Consider the following 18,399-nt stretch of genomic DNA (forward strand, 5'->3'; position numbering starts at 1 on the left):
TTTTTATGAGTGATACTGTTCCTAGAAATTATGAAAAAGAAAATATTAATGATATAGTATCTGTAGAAAATAATACCAATTATAAATTTGAAATATCCGATGATAATAAGGAGAAAAGAGATAATAAAGAGTTCATATTAAATGAGAAATCTGCAAGTCCCCAAAGAGTAGAAGAAAAAGATTGTAATGGAGGGGAAATTATTGTTACATCAATTTTGGAATGTGAAGAACACGAATATTTAAAAGGTGTAAAAATTAATTTATATAAAATAAATGGATTATCTCCTGTTCTTGTTAAATCGAAAGTTACAGATGAGGAAGGAAAAGTTATTTTTTCTGGAGTTGAGGAAGGCTGTTATAGGATAATTGAGATTATTGATAAAAGATACTTTGAAAAACCTAAGTATATAAATTGGAACGAAATAATAATAGACAATACTAATAAGAAACAAAAAATAGTAGTAGTTAATAAATTTAAAAAATTTATGGCACAAAACAAATATAAGAATTAAATAAAGAATGAAGGTTATATTTAAAAAATAAATTAATTTATTCGTAAATATAACCTTTTGCATATGTTTAATTAAGTAATAAAAATTATAGAATACTTTAATTTAAAGAAAAGAAGTGGATTTTTGTATTGGAAAATTATATAATCATAATATTATATAATCTTTAAGTAGGTGTTAGAATGGATAATTATATTTTAAAAATAAAAAAAATCGATGATAAAGCTGTTATACCTAATTATGCTCATGAAGGTGATGCTGGATTAGACCTATATGCAGTTAAAGAATTAACTTTAAAGCCGGGAGAAAGAGGATTAGTACATACAGGAATACAAATTGAACTCCCTAAAAATACTGAAGCTCAAATAAGACCAAGAAGCGGTCTTGCATTAAAAAATGGTATAACTACGTTAAATTCTCCAGGTACTATAGATGAAGGGTACAGAGGAGAAATAGGAGTTATTCTAATTAATCATGGAAGCGAAGTTTTCAAAGTGGAACCAGGAATGAAAATAGCTCAAATGGTTATAAAACCTGTAGTTAAAGTTGACATAATAGAAATAGAAGAACTATCTGAAAGTGAAAGAAATCAGAATGGATTTGGTTCATCAGGAACAAGGTAAATGGACAGGTATTGAGAGATACCTGTCTTTACTTATCAATTAAACTAATTTTAGAGATACATTGAACCTGCATGGATTATAATATCCATCAGTTATTTTCCAGTCTTTAAAGTCATTTTTATCATAAAGTAAGTGCTCTTTTCTGTGTGAAGTCATAGGTAGGTCTCCAATAAATATAGCCTCCTTAGCAACTCTTTTCAATTCTGAAATTGCTTGTTTAGCATACTCTTGATTAGGAAAATAGTGAAATGCTCCAAAGCAAAATACTTTATCAAAAGTTTTAGCTTTAAAGATTAGATTATTTGCTTCTCCGTGAAGAACTGAATTATTAAGTAATTCTATGTGCCTTTTTACAAGAGAAGAGGAATAATCTACTCCTACATATTCACCACATTTTATATATTGAGCTAGTCCACCTGCTCCGCAGGCAACTTCTAATATTCTATCTGTTTCCTTAATGTCTAATTCTTTAACAATTTGTTTAGCTATTTCTTTTACATCAGCAGTAGTATCTTCGTATCCGTCTAATTCTTCTAAACATGTAGTATTTCCATTTCCTTTTCTTTCCCAAACTTCTTTCCAATAAGACATATCTTCCATAATTCTCTCCTCCTGAAATTTATTAAATTGAATAAAAATAAGAAATGTTTTATTCATATAAATGAGTTCAATTATTGAACAATATTATACTAACATTGTTCAATGTTCAGTACAATAAGTTCATGCAGAATTTACCATAGTATTTCAAAATGAGAAGAGGTAATAGAAAAGTATGTAGTAAGAATACAGTGCTGAGACTGAAGTGAAAATATTCCTATGAATAAAAGATATATATACAATTCATTAAATTAAAAAAAATATATATATAATTATAAATTAATTTGAATATATATTTAATCATATTTAAATTTTAAATGTAGAAAAATACCGATTTTTGCATTAGTATATAAAATTATACTTAAGACTAAATTAATATTTATAATATATTAAAGAAAAAGCATGCTATTAATAGTTACTTATTAAGGCACTTTTTTTATAATAATCATCTAATTAATGTTGGAAAAATATTTTTACAAATTATGCTTATTAACGACTTGGAGATGAATAAATATATGTTGAAAATTAGCAAATAAGGGACTATAATATATTTAACATATAGAAAAATATATAAAAAGAGAGATAAATATGGTAAAGAGTATTTCAAAAAAAATTATAAATAGCATATCTACAAATGATAACTATAGTAAAGACCAACTAGAACAAATGGAATATATTCTAGTTAGTATTTTATTTGAGACGATAAAGCTATTTTCTGTTATAGTTATATTTTCATTGTTTGGATATTTCGACAAAATTATTATAATTTTAGCAGTCATGAGTATGACTAAGATTTTTATAGGCGGATACCATGAAGATACTCAGGTTAAGTGTTTTATAGCCACAGTGCTATTAGCAATTGGAATATTGGTGTTAAATTCTCAGTGCACTCTCTCATTTGTAGGTAACTGTATACTAATTATCTTAAGTATATTTTGCCTATGGCATCAAGTTCCAATAATAAATCCTAAAATGCCAATTACGCGCCAAGAATTAATAAATAAAAACAGAATAAGAGGTCTAAGTATTGCAACAATACTTGGTATAACATCTATATGTCTGTACAATTTTAGCAACTATTATTCGCTTATAACATGGACAATCCTATTTAACACCATATTAATGTTTAATAAAAAAGATGCTTAATGTTTTGAAATATTAATGATAAATTTTAAGCAAAATTGAAAGGGGAATGGATTTTATGAAAATTAAAAATTTATTAGGTAAGGTATTAATGATGTTATCACTTTCAATGATTATATTTGCTCCAGCATCAGCAGCTACAGCAGGAATTGAAGAAATGCCTGAATCTATGAAAAAATTGAGATAAGTCACTTTCACGTAAATTTAAGGAGGAATTTTTGGTGCGTTTATTGGCAGATATAATAGTCTCTATGATTCAAGCTATAATTTTCGCGTATTCAACAGAATGCTGCTTGAAGAGTGAAAATAAATTAAACAAACTTAAAGTAGTTTTAATAACCATAGTTACTTTTATTATAAACAGTAGCTTTACAAGTATATTTGGAAACATATCTATCTGTGTGTTTATAATACATATATCATGTTTAGTTGTAATGATTTTCTCATATAAAGATAACAAACTAAAGTCAATGATTCCCTATACATTGACATATTCTTTTATGGGGGTATATGGAATTATATCATATAATTTATTTTTTTGGTTTTATAGAAGGCTTTATACCAGTAGAATATGCTGATATAGCTAATATTTTGATTATATATGTTCCTTATATTTTATTCTTATACTTATGTATAAAATACATGGGCAAGTTTATAGAAATGTACAAGCTAGCAGTTAGTGAAAAGATTAATATGATTGTGATTATAACAATAAGCTTCTGTCTAGATTTCGTTTTGGCCTTTTATTTAATAATCTATAATGATGAATCTAAAATGTTAAAAAATATGATAATCACAATCTTGTGCGTATTTTTAGCGTTTATCATAAAATATTTTGCAAATATAAAGAAGAAATCAGATCAAATATTTAAATTAAATGAAGCTCTAGAAGAAAAAAATAGTGAACTTAGGAAAATTAAGCATGATTACGGAGCACAGATATCGTATTTATATGGACTTTGTCTAATGGAAAGATTCGATGATTTAAAAAAGTCTCTAAAAGATATTATAAATAAGAATGACTCTACGCCAACAGCTGTAGAAGTTAGCGAGAATAGAAATTCTATATTATCCCTTGCATTAAAACCGGCTATTGATATGGGAATACATGTAATAATAGAAGAAAATTGTGATTTCTCTGTAGTGAGTATTACTGAAATGGAGTTTTATAGAATAATATCTAATATAGTAAATAATGCAATAAAAGCAATGAACGGCAAAGGTATAATAATTGCAAAGGCTTATGAATATTTAGGAAATGTAATAGTAAGAATAGAGAATAATGGTCCTAGAATTCCAGAACAACATCTGAATGATATATTTAAAGTTGGGTTTACTACAAAGGAAAATAGTGATCAAAGTCATGGATACGGGTTAAGTATTGTAAAGGATTTAGTAGAGAGTCATAATGGTAAGATATATGCGAAAAGTAGCGATGTAGTTACTGAATTTAAAATAGTATTTCCTATAAAGAATTTTGTATAATATTTAGTATACATAGCGAATATTTCCCTAGAAATATATTTAGGATTGAATAGAAGTACATATTAAAAATAAATAAGATTATGATGATGATAATAGATCTTTATAAAATTAAGGTTTATTATCATTTTTTTTATTGAGTTTTGATAATTAGAAATCTTAATATCAGGTTTTTTATTATGAGAAACTTAATATAGATATCAGTGATAAATTTAGATGCATAGGGATATCACTAGAAAATGCTCGAGAATCATCAGTATTAAGTAGTAACATGGGTCCTATAGATAAGTAGAAATATATGAGAATTCATAAAAAGTATTTTAAAAATTCAGAATAATAGTGTAAACTATATATTAAGTGATAAAACTTAACATAATTAAAAGGGGTGCGATGGCATGTATAAAATAGTGAACAAAAAGGAGCTAACAAATAATATATTTTCAATGGATATAGAAGCTCCAAGAGTAGCAAAATCTGCAAAGCCTGGACAATTTATTATCATAAAAAATGATGAAAAAGGTGAAAGAATTCCTTTAACTATAGCAGATTATGATCAGGAAAAAGGAACAGTAACTATAGTTTTTCAAACTGTAGGAAAAGGAACAAAACAGTTGGCTGCTTTTAATGAAGGGGATCATGTAGCTGACTTTGTTGGACCATTAGGTGTACCAAGTGAATTTATACATGAGGATATAGAAGAATTAAAGAAAAAGAATTTCATCTTTGTGGCAGGTGGAGTTGGTGCAGCACCAGTTTACCCACAAGTAAAATGGATGCATGAACATGGAATAGCTGTAGATGTTATTTTAGGAAGCAGAAACAAAGATTTATTAATATATGAAGATAAATTAAAGAATGCTGCTGGAAATCTTTATGTAACAACTGATGATGGTTCATATGAATTTAAGGGAACTGGATCAGATATGCTTAAAGAGCTAGTTAATAATCAAGGTAAAAGTTACGATCATGCAATTATTATTGGACCAATGATAATGATGAAATTTACTTCTATGCTAACTAAGGAATTAAAAATTCCAACAACAGTAAGCTTAAACCCAATAATGGTTGATGGTACAGGTATGTGTGGTGCTTGTAGAGTCACTGTTGGAGGAGAAGTTAAGTTTGCTTGTGTTGACGGACCAGAATTTGATGGACATTTAGTAAATTACGATGAATCAATGAGAAGACAAGCCATGTATAAAACAGAAGAAGGAAAAGCACAGTTAGAAGTTGAAGAAGGAAATACTCATAGTCACGGTGGCTGTGGTTGCAGAGGTGATAAATAATGGACATGAATGAGAGATTAGTTAGAATACCAGTAAGAGAGCAAGATCCAAAGGTTAGAGCAGCAAACTTTGAAGAAGTTTGTCTTGGATATAACGAGGAAGAAGCAACTAAAGAAGCTTCTAGATGTTTAAACTGTAAGAATCCTAAGTGTGTAGAAGGATGTCCAGTATCAATCAATATACCAGGATTTATTTCTTATGTTAAAGATGAAAAATTTGAAGAAGCTGCAAAAGAAATTTCAAAATACAGCTCACTTCCAGCAGTTTGTGGAAGAGTATGTCCACAAGAAAGGCAATGTGAAGGAAGATGTGTTTTAGGAATAAAGGGTGACTCAGTATCTATTGGTAAACTTGAAAGATTTACAGCAGACTGGGCAGCATCACATAATGTTGATTTAAGTGCAACAGAACCTAAAAATGGAATTAAAGTTGCAGTTATAGGAAGTGGTCCTGCAGGACTTACTTGTGCTGGAGATTTAGCTAAAAAAGGATATGAAGTAACTATATTTGAGGCACTTCATAAAGCAGGCGGAGTTTTAGAATATGGAATTCCAGAATTCAGACTTCCAAAAGAAAAAGTAGTTAAAAATGAAGTTGAAAACATTAAGAAACTTGGTGTTAAAATAGAAACTAATGTTATAGTTGGCAGAACTATAACTATAGATCAATTGTTTGAAGATGAAGGATTCAAAGCTGTATTTATAGGTTCAGGTGCAGGGCTTCCAAGATTCATGGGAATACCAGGAGAAAATGCAAATGGAGTATGTTCAGCAAATGAATTTTTAACAAGAGTAAACTTAATGAAAGCAGCAGTAGAAGGATATGACACTCCAGTTAGATCTGGTAAAAAAGTTGCAGTAGTAGGCGGAGGAAATGTTGCTATGGACGCAGCAAGAACTGCCTTAAGACTCGGATCTGAAAGCCATATCGTTTATAGAAGAGGTGAATCAGAACTTCCAGCAAGAGTAGAAGAAGTACATCATGCTAAGGAAGAAGGAGTAATCTTTGACGTATTAACTAATCCAACAGAAATCTTAGTAGATGAAAATGGATGGGTTAAAGGAATGAAATGTGTAAGAATGGAACTTGGAGAACCAGATGCATCAGGAAGAAGAAGTCCAGTTGAAGTTCCTGGTTCAGAATTTGTTATGGATGTAGACACTGTAATAATGTCACTTGGAACATCACCAAATCCATTAATTTCATCAACAACTCAAGGGTTAGAAATTAATAAGAGAAGATGTATCGTAGCTGAAGAAGAAACAGGTCTTACTACTAAAGAAGCAGTTTATGCTGGTGGAGATGCAGTTACAGGAGCAGCAACAGTAATACTTGCTATGGGTGCTGGTAAGAAGGCAGCAAAAGCTATAGATGAGTATTTACAAGGAAAATAAGATCTTCATTAGGTTTCAGTAACTAATAAGATATATACTTAAGCTAATATTTTATATAAAATAAGAGGATATTTGTTTCTAATGGCTAAAAATAAAAGCCATTAGAACAAATATCCTTTTTTATACTCAAATGTAAATTAAATTGTTTTATATACAATGAATTAATATGGTGGAAAATGAATGAAAATGAATTTTTCTTTTGACAAAATGGATGGTAGATAGTAAAATGGTTTTATGTTTGTACATGTGCATATTATTTAAGATTATATATAGAAAATTATATAATAAAAAGTGATACATAATTATATCTATTTTATGTTTATTCAGTTTATATGTAGCAATAAATTATAATAAAAAAGGAAGAAATAATATGAATAAAGCAATGAACTTATTAAAAAGAATTATTTTATTTTTTGTTGGAATGAGTATAATTCAGTTTGGTGTAGCATTATTTTTGAAGACTAATATTGGCTCTGATCCATTTACTGTATTTACGCAAGGTTTAGCGTTTGCATTAGATAAAACAGGATTAAAGAATTTTTCTGTAGTTAAGATGATAAGTGGAGCAGATCAGGTAACGCCAGGGGTAGCAAATATGATTATATTGATTGTACTATTTGCTGTTATACTCTTAGTTGAGAGATCGCGTATAAAGATAGGAACTTTAATTTGTGTTGTAGGAGTAGGACCAATTATAGATCTTGGAGTGAAGGTTGTTTCGTATTTCCCAGTTGAATCTTATAACTATTTTATAAAGGCATTATTGGTTGTATTTGGATGTTTAATAATTGCAATAGGGTTTGCAGTTTTATCAGCAACAAACGTAGGAGTAGCCCCAAATGATATTGTTCCATTTATAATACAAGATAAGACTAAGGTACAATACCGTTGGATTAGAATAACACTAGATGCTGGATTTTTAATAATAGGATTTATATTAGGAGGAAAAGTTGGTCTTGGTACTGTGATAGCAATGATAACAACTGGACCATTTATACAATTCTGCCTCCCTTATGGAGAAAAGTTTGTAAACTTATTAGTAAATGAAAAAGATGTAGATGTAGAAGAAAGTGTTACAGCTACTGCATAGTTAATTTATAAAAATAAGAATAAAGTTATGATATTATTTATTGATTAGTTTAGTCTAAAAGAATAGAAATTTAATAAAAAACAGAGGTTTATAAGCAACCTCTGTTTTTTATTGTATATTAATCAAGTTGAAGGATTGGTATAACTTAATTATGAATCAGAATTATTGAGATATAGAATAGTTATAGTTAGCTGAGCTATTGCTATCCCAAGATCCTGAATCATTTTTAAATGCCATATTTAAAGAATAAGCACCAGATGGAATAGTTATAGTTGCGGCCCATCTACCATCAGATTGTTTAGTCATTGTAACATCAGTTGGGTTTGTAAAATCATTATATCCCCAATGTAAAATTACTGAAGTTGAATTTGCTGCTAAGTTTCCATCATAGTATATAGTGGTTGTTTTACTAGCTGTTGGCGCTGGATTAACTTGTACTGGCACAGATGATGAAGAAACTTGTAAGTGCCAATCTTTGCTGGAGTTATTATCCCAGTTGGATCCGTTAGTAAAATCGAAATCTAGTTTTGTAGCTGATGAAGGAATTTTTATAGTTGCTGCCCAGAATCCATCTGAACCTTTAGTCATTGTAACATCTGATGGATTTAAGAAGCCATTATATCCCCAGTGGAGTTTAACTGAACTAGAATTTGCTAAAGAACCACTATAGTATAAAGTAAAACTGTTACCTTGTAGTAAAGTGCTGCTATCATAATCCACTTTATAACCTGAATGAGGAGCATAAGTAGAAGGTACAGGAGGAGTAGGTATTGAACCATCATTGTAGAGAACAATTACCGAATTAGCAGGAATATTTCCTGAAATTGTTCCGTTTGAAACTGTTAAAGTACAATTAGCACTACCTTTATTAGTATAAGTGCCATTTGCTAAATTAGTAGGAGAGTTAATAGAAGTGCTTCCACCATCGTTTACTATTACAGTACCATCTGTTCCTCTATCTATTAACATGGTTGTATTATTGTTTGTCCACCTAACATATTCATTTTTTCCTACCATTGCATTATGGAATTTATTAATTGCTACTATGTCAGCATCCTTCCAAAGATCATCACCCTTGGATCCAATATTGCCAGTGGGTCTGTCAAAGAATAAAGGTGTAGCGCTTGCACGAGCAGCAGCTATAGCCCAGCCAAGTTTTCTTTGAGTATCTGTTAAATTTTTGCTTGATCCATCTTCATAAGTATCATGGGTTTCAACAAAATCGACTGCCTTAGATGAGTCAACGCCACCCAAGGTAGTGCCAAGTGAACTTAAATTTGTTGAAGTAACTGCACTTCTCACCGCTCCGCCATAATTACTTGCAGTAACATTCATAAATGATTCGTAAGAGGCAATATTATCTACTGAACCGTCTTGTAGAATTTCGCCATAAATAAATAAATTAGATTTATTATGCAGATTACCTAGAACATTACTCCAGTAGTTTCCAGCCCAAGATTGATTAGAGTCTAGTCCAATATTAGTTTCAATATGTTTAGCTGCGTCAAAACGGAATCCGTCAGCACCAGCATCTATACATTGATTCAAAAATGTTATTGCTTTATTTTGGACAGTAGAATTTTGAGTATTTAAATCTGGCATGCCTATACCTTTTTGCGTCACATCATATCTATTAGTCCAATTGCTACATTGTCCTTGGTTATGATATAAATTAGGGTCTTTGAAGCTAGCATCTATACTGGAATCTAGTTGATCCGGATTTCCATTGTTAGCCATATGATTCATTACTACATCTACAACAATTGAAATGCCATATTTATCAGCCTCAGTACAAAGTGCTTTAAAATCATCGTAGCTTCCAAGCTGTGCATTACCTACAGATTGATTGGTTGGCTGATATAATAACCACCATTGACTTGGATCTTTACTTGAACTTTTTGTTCCTTGTACAGGAGAAACCTGAACCGATTTATATCCTGCTGCCGCTATGTTTGGTAGTTCATTCTTTATAGTTGCAAAAGACCAATCAAAGGCATGAAGAATAGCTCCATCTTTAGTATTAGATGGGAGGCTAGTACTACTAGCGGCATAAGCTGTAGTTAAAATTCCGTTTGTTCCAAAGCTTGGTATTGAAATTGGAAGTAAGTTTAAACTTAAAAATAAACCTGAAGCAATTAATCTTGATATTATTTTTTTTCTCATTGATACACACTCCTTAACATAGCGCAATCGGTTGCAAAAAATGCAGCAATAGTATATTTATTTGTTTGTACATGCAAAGTAGTAATTATTTTCCCCCTCTCTATTAAGTATTAGTCACGAATAAAATAATTCATAACTAGAGTTTATATTTTGCATATATTGCAATCGGTTGCACAAAACTTAAAAATTTTTATCTTTGAAGATACTAAACTGAATAAATTTTTGTATTAATCCTATAATGATTATTTTGGATTAATATGAAATTTATGTAAATATTATATCATATATGTTTTAAAATTCAATAGTGCAATTTAATTATAAAAATTACCTAATATGGCATATTAATTCTAACATTACATATTGGTTTTTCTATATCATTATCCTTTAAGTTTGTTATTTGAATTTAATTAATTATATATTAACAAGTTGAATACAGCATTTTAATCACTAAACAATAGAGTAAGAAATGTAGTAATTATATAGCGAATATTGAAATATATTTTGAAATGGTGTAAAATTATTACAAATAATGAAATAAGTCGATAAAAAATGACTAGAGTTTATAATGGAAAATAACTATGTATTTATAATTGCAGGATTATTTTATTTAAATTAATTTCTGTACGAAAAATTGGGGATATATTATTAAAAAAAGGAAGTGTTATAATGAAAATTCTTATTAATTTAAGTGTTAAGAAGAAACTTGTTTCAGTGTTCTTTGTGATTTGTATTTTTATAGCCGCAATAGGAACAGAAGGAATATTAAGCTCTGCAAAAATAAATGATAATGCAGATGTCTTGTATAGAAATAATTTAATATCTATTAAAGACTTAGGAGAAATAAAGGGAAATATTCATGACATGAGAGCTACATATAATAGATTAGTTTTCGAAAGAGATAAAACAAAACTAGATGATTATCTAAAGGTTATAAATGATTTAGACATAAAAAATGACAAGAGTATGAAAGAATATGAAAATTTAATTACAGTGTCAGACGAAAAACAAACTTATAATAATTTGAAAAATGATTTAGCAAAATATATAGAAGTAAGAAATAAAGCAATCGAATTTGCGAAAACCGGGGATTATGATGAAGCAATTAAAATTAGCAATTCCGATTTAACCACAATTAAAAATTCTTTACTTGAAAACATTCAAAAAAATATTGATGCAAATGCAAAGGCTGCGGAGCAAGCTAATTTAAATAATATATCTCAATTTAAGAGTGTTCGATATACTATATTAATTTTTACAACAGGAGCATTTTTAATAATCCTTTTTATGGCATATATGTTAAGCAAGAATATATTGAATCCATTAAGAGAGATAAAGGACTTTGCAAAAAGATTATCAACCTATGATTTCGCTAATGCGATTACGATTACAAGGGGAGATGAGTTTGGACAAACAGGCGTAGCTTTAAACACTGCGCAAGAAAATGTAAGTAGACTGGTTAAAGTAATTATGGAAAACTCGCAGGATTTAAGTGCAAGCTCAGAAGAACTTTCAGCAACAGTTGAAGAAATATCTTCAAAGGCCAATACCATAGATCAAGCAGTAGATAATATTGCCTCTGCAATGCAAGAATCTAGCGCGACTACTGAGGAAATAAGTGCATCTATTGAAGAAGTAGATTCAAGCGTTAATGTACTTTCTTCTAAGGCTATGGAGGGAAGCAATAATGCAAGTCAGTCTAAGAAAAAATCTATGGAAGTTAAAAATAATAGTCAAAAAGCTATTAATGAAACTAGGAAATTATACATTGAAAAGCAAGAAAAAATGCAAAAAGCCATAGAAGATGGAAAAGTAGTAGAGAGTATAAAAGTTATGGCAGAAACAATTGGAGGAATAGCAGAACAAACAAATTTACTTGCATTAAATGCGGCAATTGAAGCTGCAAGAGCTGGAGAACAAGGAAAAGGATTTGCTGTAGTAGCAGAAGAGGTAAGAAAACTTGCAGAGCAATCATCTGATGCAGTAATAAATATTCAAGACACAATTAATAAAGTTCAATTAGCATTTAATAGTAGCATCAACACAGGTAGTGATATATTGGAGTTTATAAGCAAAAATGTAGAAGAACAATTTAATGATTATAGTGAAGTAGGTAACAAGTACTATAATGATTCAAACTTTGTAAGTAACATGTCAGAAGAAATTGCTGCTATGTCAGAAGAAATAACAGCTACAGTTGGACAAGTTAGTGAAGCAATTCAAAATATGGCTGAGACATCGCAAAAATCAAGTGAAGGAGCTGAAATGATAAAAGATAGTATGAATGAAACAACAAAAGCTATTGAACAAGTAGCGTTAACTGCTCAAAGTCAAGCAGAGCTTGCTTAAAAACTTAATGAAATGGTACAAAAATTTAAGATATAGTAATACTTATTAACTTTAAGAAGATATAGACTTTAGGAGTTAAATGAAAAATACAAACTAATGATATGGTTAGTTATAAAATAAAACTAGGACAATAGAAGGTGAATCATATAAAACATAAAGTGATATTGAAAATAAATTATCACTTTATGTTTTTTTGATTAAAAGAAGTTCATATGAAAATATATTGTGAAAATTATTTTTTGAATATGTTATATTTCATACAATATAGCATATTAAAAAAACCAATGGATATGATGTAATATGTTGAAAGCAGATGAAATAAGTGTAATAATGTAATGGGGATATTTTATCTTTAATTGATTGGAAAAATTAGTTAATATTAATGAAAAATGATAAGATAAGTAGGATTTTTAGTTAATCATGAAAAAATACTTTAACTATGTAAAAGAGGGGGAGTTAATATGTCAGTAACAAAAGGATCAGTGATATTTTATGGACTAGATGGTCTTGATAAGAAGGTTAATGATATCATTGAGGTTTTGGATTTAAAAAAACAATCTTTTGAAGTGAAACTTATAATATTTGAAGCCGTTAATAATGCGTATATTCATGGAAATAGTAGTGATAGCAGCAAACCAATTTATGTTGATTGGGAATTGAAAGATAATTTACTAAGTGTTATAGTAAAAGATTGTGGGCAAGGATTTGAGAATATAAATTTGCATAAGAAAATAGACGAAGAGAATATATTAGATGAATCAGGTAGAGGCTTGTATATTATAAGTTGTTATACTGATGAACTAATTTTAGACGGAAGTTCTATAATTATGCGTAAGAGTCTTTTATGTGACATATAGATTGATATATGGTTAGTAATTGATACCTAATGAATATTGTACATGCTAGGGAGGCAATTAGATGAAAATTTCTTTAAAGATAAAACTTATGATTACTTTTTTTATACTCATTTCTTTACCAATGGGGTTACTTGGGTATATTTCGTATAGAATGTCCAGCGCATCTATACAAACGGCTGTTCAAGAACAATTAAAGGAACAGACTTACAATACATCTAATTTAATAAATAAAACGATAGATTCAACAAAACATTCTTTGGAAGTTGCAAGTTTGAATGGCGATATTATAAAAGCAGTTGAAAATTCAAATACAAGCAATCTAGATACAGCTTCTGAATATATAAGAGCGGTCCAAGAGAAAAATAAAGATTTTATGGAAGTATTAATTATTACAGATGCTTATGGTAAGGTAATTGTAAATACTCAGTCAAAAGAGAATGATATAGATTTAAGTGATAGAGATTATATGAAACAAGTACTTAGTAGCGGTAAGGAAGTTGTTAGTGAAGTATTAACTTCTAGATTTACTGGTAATCCAGCTATTTTTATAGCTTATCCATTGAAGGAAAATGGTAAATTGATTGGTACACTTGTAGGGAGTATAAAGTTTGATAGTATATCAAGTTATGCATCTCAAATAAAAGTTGGTAAAAGTGGATATGCATATATGATTGATAAAACTGGGTTAATTGTTTATCATCCAGATTCAAGTAAAATCCTAAAAGAAAATGCAAATGATAATGCAGGAGAAGATTTAAAAGTTTTAGTTCAGGAAATGAAAGAAGGAAAATCTTCAGAAGGCTTCTATACATATGGGAATATATATAAATATGTTGTTTTCCAACCTGTTGGTAATTGGGTGATTGCAGTCACAGCGCAATATGACGAATATATGTCAGCAGCTTTAAGTATAAGGAACTATACAATAATTATTTCTTTAATATCAATCATTATAGCAATGATATGTGCTTATACATATTCAACAATAGGAATAATTAATCCAATTAAGAAACTAGAGAGATTAATGAGATCTGCAGGAGAAGGAGATTTAACTGTTAAGATTGATATACAAAGCAAAGATGAAATTGAGGAACTTGGAAAATCATTCAATGAAATGATAAAGCATCAAGATCGAATAGTAAGAAATGTAACTAACGCAGCAGAACAGTTGAATGCAGCATCAGAAGAAATGGCAGCTTCTTCAGAAGAAATAAGTGCCGCAACTGAAGAAATAAGTGCTACAGTTAATCAAGTGGCGCAAGATGCAGAAAAACAAAATGAATCCATAGTTGATGTTTCAAAAGTGTTGGTTCAGCTTTCAAGTCTTGTTCAATTAGCTCAAAGTAGAGCTAAAGCTACAAGTTCAAATGCAGCTAATACAATGTCAGCAGCTGATCTTGGAAGAGAAAAAGTTGAGGAAACTGTAAAGGCAATGGATATTATAAGTAAAGGCAGTGAAGAAACTTCGCAGGCATTAGAATCTTTAAGTGGATTATCGAGTAAAGTAGATGGTATTATAAACATAATAAATTCTATTGCAGAGCAGACTAATCTTTTAGCATTGAATGCAGCTATAGAGGCTGCTAGAGCAGGGGAGCATGGAAAGGGATTTAGTGTAGTTGCAGATGAGGTTCGTAAATTATCCGAAGAATCAAATGATAGGGCAAGAGAGATTGCTGTACTAGTTAGTGAAATGGTAAAGCAAACACAGAATGCGGTAATAGCAATGGAAAGATCTAAGTCAGAAGTAAACAATGGAGTAAAAATAGTATCAGAAACAGACAAAGCATTTGTAGATATCATTAATGCAATAGAAAATATAGTTAAACATGTCACTGAGATACTTGATATTACTGGTGATGAAGTAGCATCGTCTGATAAGGTAATTGGGCTTATAAATGATATAGCAACAGTAACAGAAAGCAATGCGTCAAATAGTGAAAATGTATCTTCGGCAGCAGAAGAACAAGCTAGTGCAATTAATAATTTAACAGCTACAGCACAGGAAACAAGCGCTATGGCAGAAGAATTAACTAAGCTTGTAGAAAGATTTAAAATATGAGGTGATAATTGATGGAAATAAGTATACCAAAAGACTTTGTTGTTGATGAAGTCGCAAATTTTAGAGTAAAAGTAAATAAATTAATAGATGAAGGACAAAAGAATTTTATATTCAATTTTAATGATTGTAATTTTATAGATAGTACCGGACTTGGTGCATTAGTAGCTGTTTATAAAAAATGCGCTGAAAAGAATGGAAGTATAAAATTAAAAGGACTAAAGCCAGAAGTTGAGAAGTTATTTAAATTAACAAGGTTAGATAAGGTATTTGAAATTTGTCCGTAAAAATATCTGGAGTTTTTATGAAGTGAAATTCAGATAGAAAGGACTTTCGATTGTATGCGTGAGGGTAAAGAAAGTATAAAAACATTAGATGAAAGCGTAGAAATAAGTCAAAGTAATTACAAAGAAATTTGGGACAAGGTAAATGAGTTAGTGTTTGTAATTGAGATTAGCAAGGAATTTGTTCCAAAGAACTTTATAGATTTTAATAATAAAGTTTGTAGTAAATTGGGTTATTCTAGAGAGGAACTTATTAAAATTTTACCTTCAAATGTTTTGAACTTAACTAATATAGAAGATAAGATTAGTATATTTGAAAATTTAAGTAATAAGAGAGTATGCGATAAAATAGAGCTTACATTAAAAGCAAAGGATGAAAAACGTATTTACGCTAAATCTAATATATCTATATTTAGTCATGAAGAAAAAGATTTTGCTTTAGTAATTGCAACTGATATTACTGAATACAAAATATTAGAAGAAGAGCTTAAAGGAATATTAAATGGAATACCTGATGTAATAAAAGTATACAATACAGATTATACTATATCTTTTTTTAATGAAGCAGGGTATGAGTTTTATAATAAAACATCAGAAGAAATAAAGGGAAAAATGTGTTATGAGGTGCTATCTAGAAACGAAAAATGCTTAGATTGCTCATTTGAAGAAGTAGTGGCGACTAAGAAAATGCTATCGCGTGAAAGATATATTCCAGAATTAAATAAATTTATGGATGTATGCTATAATCCGGTGTTAGATAAAAATGGAGAATTATTATTTATTGTTGAGAGGCTTAGAGACATAACAGAGAAAAAAATGCTTGATAACATAACTAAAGATAGCAGGGAACGATATAAACAAATAATTGATAATTCACCCGATGCTGTAATTATTATAGTAGATAATAAAATTGCTTTAGCTAATAATGAAGCCTGTAATTTGTTTGCAACGCTTTATGATGATTTGATTGGGAGTAATGTATATAGACATTTTGAAGACAAATATAAAAAGGCTTTGCATAAAGTATTTAGAAATATAATATCTGAACGAAAAATGAAAGAAATTTATGATTATGACTTCTACGTTCCAAATAATAAGTTAATAAATGTTCAAGTTTCATATAGCTACATATTATACGAAGGTAACCAAGCCATATTGGCAGCAATAAGGGATATTACTGAAATGAAGCGAGATATAAAGAAAGCTGCTGAGTTACAAAGGAGTACGCTTCAAAAAGAATTTCCTGCTCAAAAATTTATTGATACTATGAGTGTGTATATGCCAGCCCATACAATTAGTGGAGATTTCTATAGAATTTATGAAATAAACGAAGATTTTATTATTGGAATGATAATTGATGTTAGAGGTAAGGGAATATCGGCAGCTCTAAATATTTCTGCATTTGATATTTTGTGTTTTCAAGAAGTTAATAAGGGTCACCATGATCCAATGGAGATAGTAAAAAATTTAAATAAGAAGTTAGTAAAATATTATGAAGAAAATTATGTTGCTGTATGTTGTTTTAGCATGGATTTTAATAGTAATGAGCTTAAAGTAGTTGGAGCCGGAATTAATCAATTTCTTTTTCAAAAAAAAGGAGAAAGTTTAGAAGAGAAGATTGTAGAAGGATCTTTTCTAGGTATGTTTGATAATAGTGAATTCTGTGAGCAAACGATCTTTTTTGAATCAGGAGATAAAATTTTCTTTTTTACTGATGGATTAGATTTTATTCTAGAAGAGGATAAAGTTATACAAGAATATATGAGAGATGCAAGCATATTTGAATTTAAGAATTACTTAGATGATTTCTTAAGTGATAGTATTTTAGAAATTGGAAAATTAAAAGATGATTGCACAATGGTTGCAATAGAAATAAAGTAAATTAAGATTTGTTGATTTATATCAAAGGATAAAATTTATAATAAATATTATCCTTTGATTGTTAATTTAAAACTTAAAATTTGTAAAATCTTTTAATAAAAGTATTTAATGATTTTAAGCTATAATACAGGATTTATTGATTGTTGATTCTAACTAAGTAACAATGTACCAGTTGACACTTAGCATCTATTAAGTTAGAATAGGTTATACAAGATGAACATTTCTTTGAAAACAAAATATGTTATTAAACCATCTTTAACTTGGGGGCGTTTTGGCTTCGACGGGGGTAAGAAGGGTTTGTTAAGCGAGTCGAGGGACGCATGGAGCCTCGTTAATAAAGTATGCACTAAATGTAAACGCAGAAGATAATTTTGCAATAGCAGCTTAGTTTAATAGCTGTTCATCAGCCCAGGTTGCCTACGGCTTGGATCACTGGTGTCATTAAAGTGGGAAACGAAGCCTAGCAAAGCTTTGAGCTAGAGGGGTATTCATGAAGCTACTGAGAAGTATAGCCTGTCTAAGGGCGATACTTTGAGGGAATCTTAAAACTTAGACTGCACTCGGAGAAAGATAAATCAATCTACTTTCGGACACGGGTTCGACACCCGTCGCCTCCACCAATAAGGCTCACAATTGTGTCAGTTGTGATTCTGTCTTCATAGACAGTGATTTTTTGAACATGAGT

Annotated in this window: 15 protein-coding genes and 1 other RNA gene; 14 read left to right on the plus strand and 2 right to left on the minus strand. The window is 29.6% G+C overall.

All coding sequences use genetic code 11. The annotated features are described in order from the left end of the window. The first annotated feature begins 5 nt into the window (after positions 1-5). Both ACJDTP_RS09010 and dut read left to right on the plus strand, forming a co-directional pair. Positions 6-512, plus strand: a complete 507-nt coding sequence (locus tag ACJDTP_RS09010) for a prealbumin-like fold domain-containing protein (RefSeq protein WP_011968003.1) — start codon at positions 6-8, stop codon at positions 510-512. 179 nt (positions 513-691) lie between these two features. Then, the gene (gene dut / locus ACJDTP_RS09015) at positions 692-1,132 is read left to right on the plus strand and encodes a dUTP diphosphatase (RefSeq protein WP_011968004.1); all 441 of its coding nucleotides are present in this window, start codon (positions 692-694) and stop codon (positions 1,130-1,132) included. A gap of 39 nt (positions 1,133-1,171) precedes the next feature. Here dut and ACJDTP_RS09020 read toward each other — a convergent pair whose 3' ends face one another. Next, complete coding sequence (locus ACJDTP_RS09020) at positions 1,172-1,732, minus strand: class I SAM-dependent methyltransferase (RefSeq protein WP_406760959.1); 561 nt, start codon at positions 1,730-1,732, stop codon at positions 1,172-1,174. Positions 1,733-2,317: 585 nt separating this feature from the next. Between ACJDTP_RS09020 and ACJDTP_RS09025 the strand changes: the two genes are divergently transcribed. The 6 genes from ACJDTP_RS09025 to ACJDTP_RS09050 all read left to right on the plus strand — a co-directional run bounded on the left by ACJDTP_RS09025 (position 2,318) and on the right by ACJDTP_RS09050 (position 8,124). After that, positions 2,318-2,875: an accessory gene regulator B family protein gene (locus tag ACJDTP_RS09025; protein WP_011968006.1), complete on the plus strand. Its 558-nt coding sequence runs from the start codon at positions 2,318-2,320 to the stop codon at positions 2,873-2,875. Between the two features lie 55 nt (positions 2,876-2,930). Continuing rightward, complete coding sequence (locus ACJDTP_RS09030) at positions 2,931-3,059, plus strand: hypothetical protein (protein ID WP_017212455.1); 129 nt, start codon at positions 2,931-2,933, stop codon at positions 3,057-3,059. 323 nt (positions 3,060-3,382) lie between these two features. Next, complete coding sequence (locus ACJDTP_RS09035; protein WP_406760960.1) at positions 3,383-4,357, plus strand: sensor histidine kinase; 975 nt, start codon at positions 3,383-3,385, stop codon at positions 4,355-4,357. Positions 4,358-4,749: 392 nt separating this feature from the next. Then, positions 4,750-5,640, plus strand: coding sequence for a sulfide/dihydroorotate dehydrogenase-like FAD/NAD-binding protein (locus ACJDTP_RS09040; protein WP_041895316.1), 891 nt, complete (start codon positions 4,750-4,752; stop codon positions 5,638-5,640). After that, positions 5,640-7,034, plus strand: a complete 1,395-nt coding sequence (gene gltA / locus ACJDTP_RS09045; RefSeq protein WP_154861647.1) for an NADPH-dependent glutamate synthase — start codon at positions 5,640-5,642, stop codon at positions 7,032-7,034. Before ACJDTP_RS09040 ends, gltA begins: the two co-directional genes overlap by 1 nt. A 370-nt stretch (positions 7,035-7,404) precedes the next feature. Further along, positions 7,405-8,124: a YczE/YyaS/YitT family protein gene (locus ACJDTP_RS09050; RefSeq protein ID WP_017209401.1), complete on the plus strand. Its 720-nt coding sequence runs from the start codon at positions 7,405-7,407 to the stop codon at positions 8,122-8,124. Between the two features lie 162 nt (positions 8,125-8,286). Here ACJDTP_RS09050 and ACJDTP_RS09055 read toward each other — a convergent pair whose 3' ends face one another. Next, complete coding sequence (locus tag ACJDTP_RS09055) at positions 8,287-10,287, minus strand: carbohydrate-binding protein (protein ID WP_406760961.1); 2,001 nt, start codon at positions 10,285-10,287, stop codon at positions 8,287-8,289. Positions 10,288-10,953: 666 nt separating this feature from the next. Here ACJDTP_RS09055 and ACJDTP_RS09060 point away from each other — a divergent pair. The 6 genes from ACJDTP_RS09060 (at position 10,954) to ssrA (ending at position 18,334) form a co-directional block, all read left to right on the plus strand. Further along, positions 10,954-12,633 (plus strand): methyl-accepting chemotaxis protein, encoded by a 1,680-nt coding sequence (locus ACJDTP_RS09060; RefSeq protein ID WP_406760962.1) that lies wholly within the window; start codon positions 10,954-10,956, stop codon positions 12,631-12,633. A gap of 461 nt (positions 12,634-13,094) precedes the next feature. Continuing rightward, the gene (locus tag ACJDTP_RS09065) at positions 13,095-13,490 is read left to right on the plus strand and encodes an ATP-binding protein (protein WP_011968014.1); all 396 of its coding nucleotides are present in this window, start codon (positions 13,095-13,097) and stop codon (positions 13,488-13,490) included. 61 nt (positions 13,491-13,551) lie between these two features. Then, entirely contained in the window at positions 13,552-15,552 is a 2,001-nt protein-coding gene (locus ACJDTP_RS09070) for a methyl-accepting chemotaxis protein (protein ID WP_039773214.1), read from the plus strand. A gap of 11 nt (positions 15,553-15,563) precedes the next feature. Continuing rightward, the gene (locus tag ACJDTP_RS09075) at positions 15,564-15,836 is read left to right on the plus strand and encodes an STAS domain-containing protein (protein ID WP_011968016.1); all 273 of its coding nucleotides are present in this window, start codon (positions 15,564-15,566) and stop codon (positions 15,834-15,836) included. A 54-nt stretch (positions 15,837-15,890) separates the two neighbouring features. After that, entirely contained in the window at positions 15,891-17,714 is a 1,824-nt protein-coding gene (locus ACJDTP_RS09080; RefSeq protein WP_279269466.1) for a PAS domain S-box protein, read from the plus strand. 262 nt (positions 17,715-17,976) lie between these two features. Continuing rightward, positions 17,977-18,334, plus strand: a transfer-messenger RNA (tmRNA) gene (gene ssrA, locus ACJDTP_RS09085). The last annotated feature ends 65 nt before the right edge of the window (positions 18,335-18,399 follow it).

The organism is Candidatus Clostridium helianthi (genome assembly GCF_045310795.1).
GTDB lineage: Bacteria > Bacillota > Clostridia > Clostridiales > Clostridiaceae > Clostridium > Clostridium helianthi.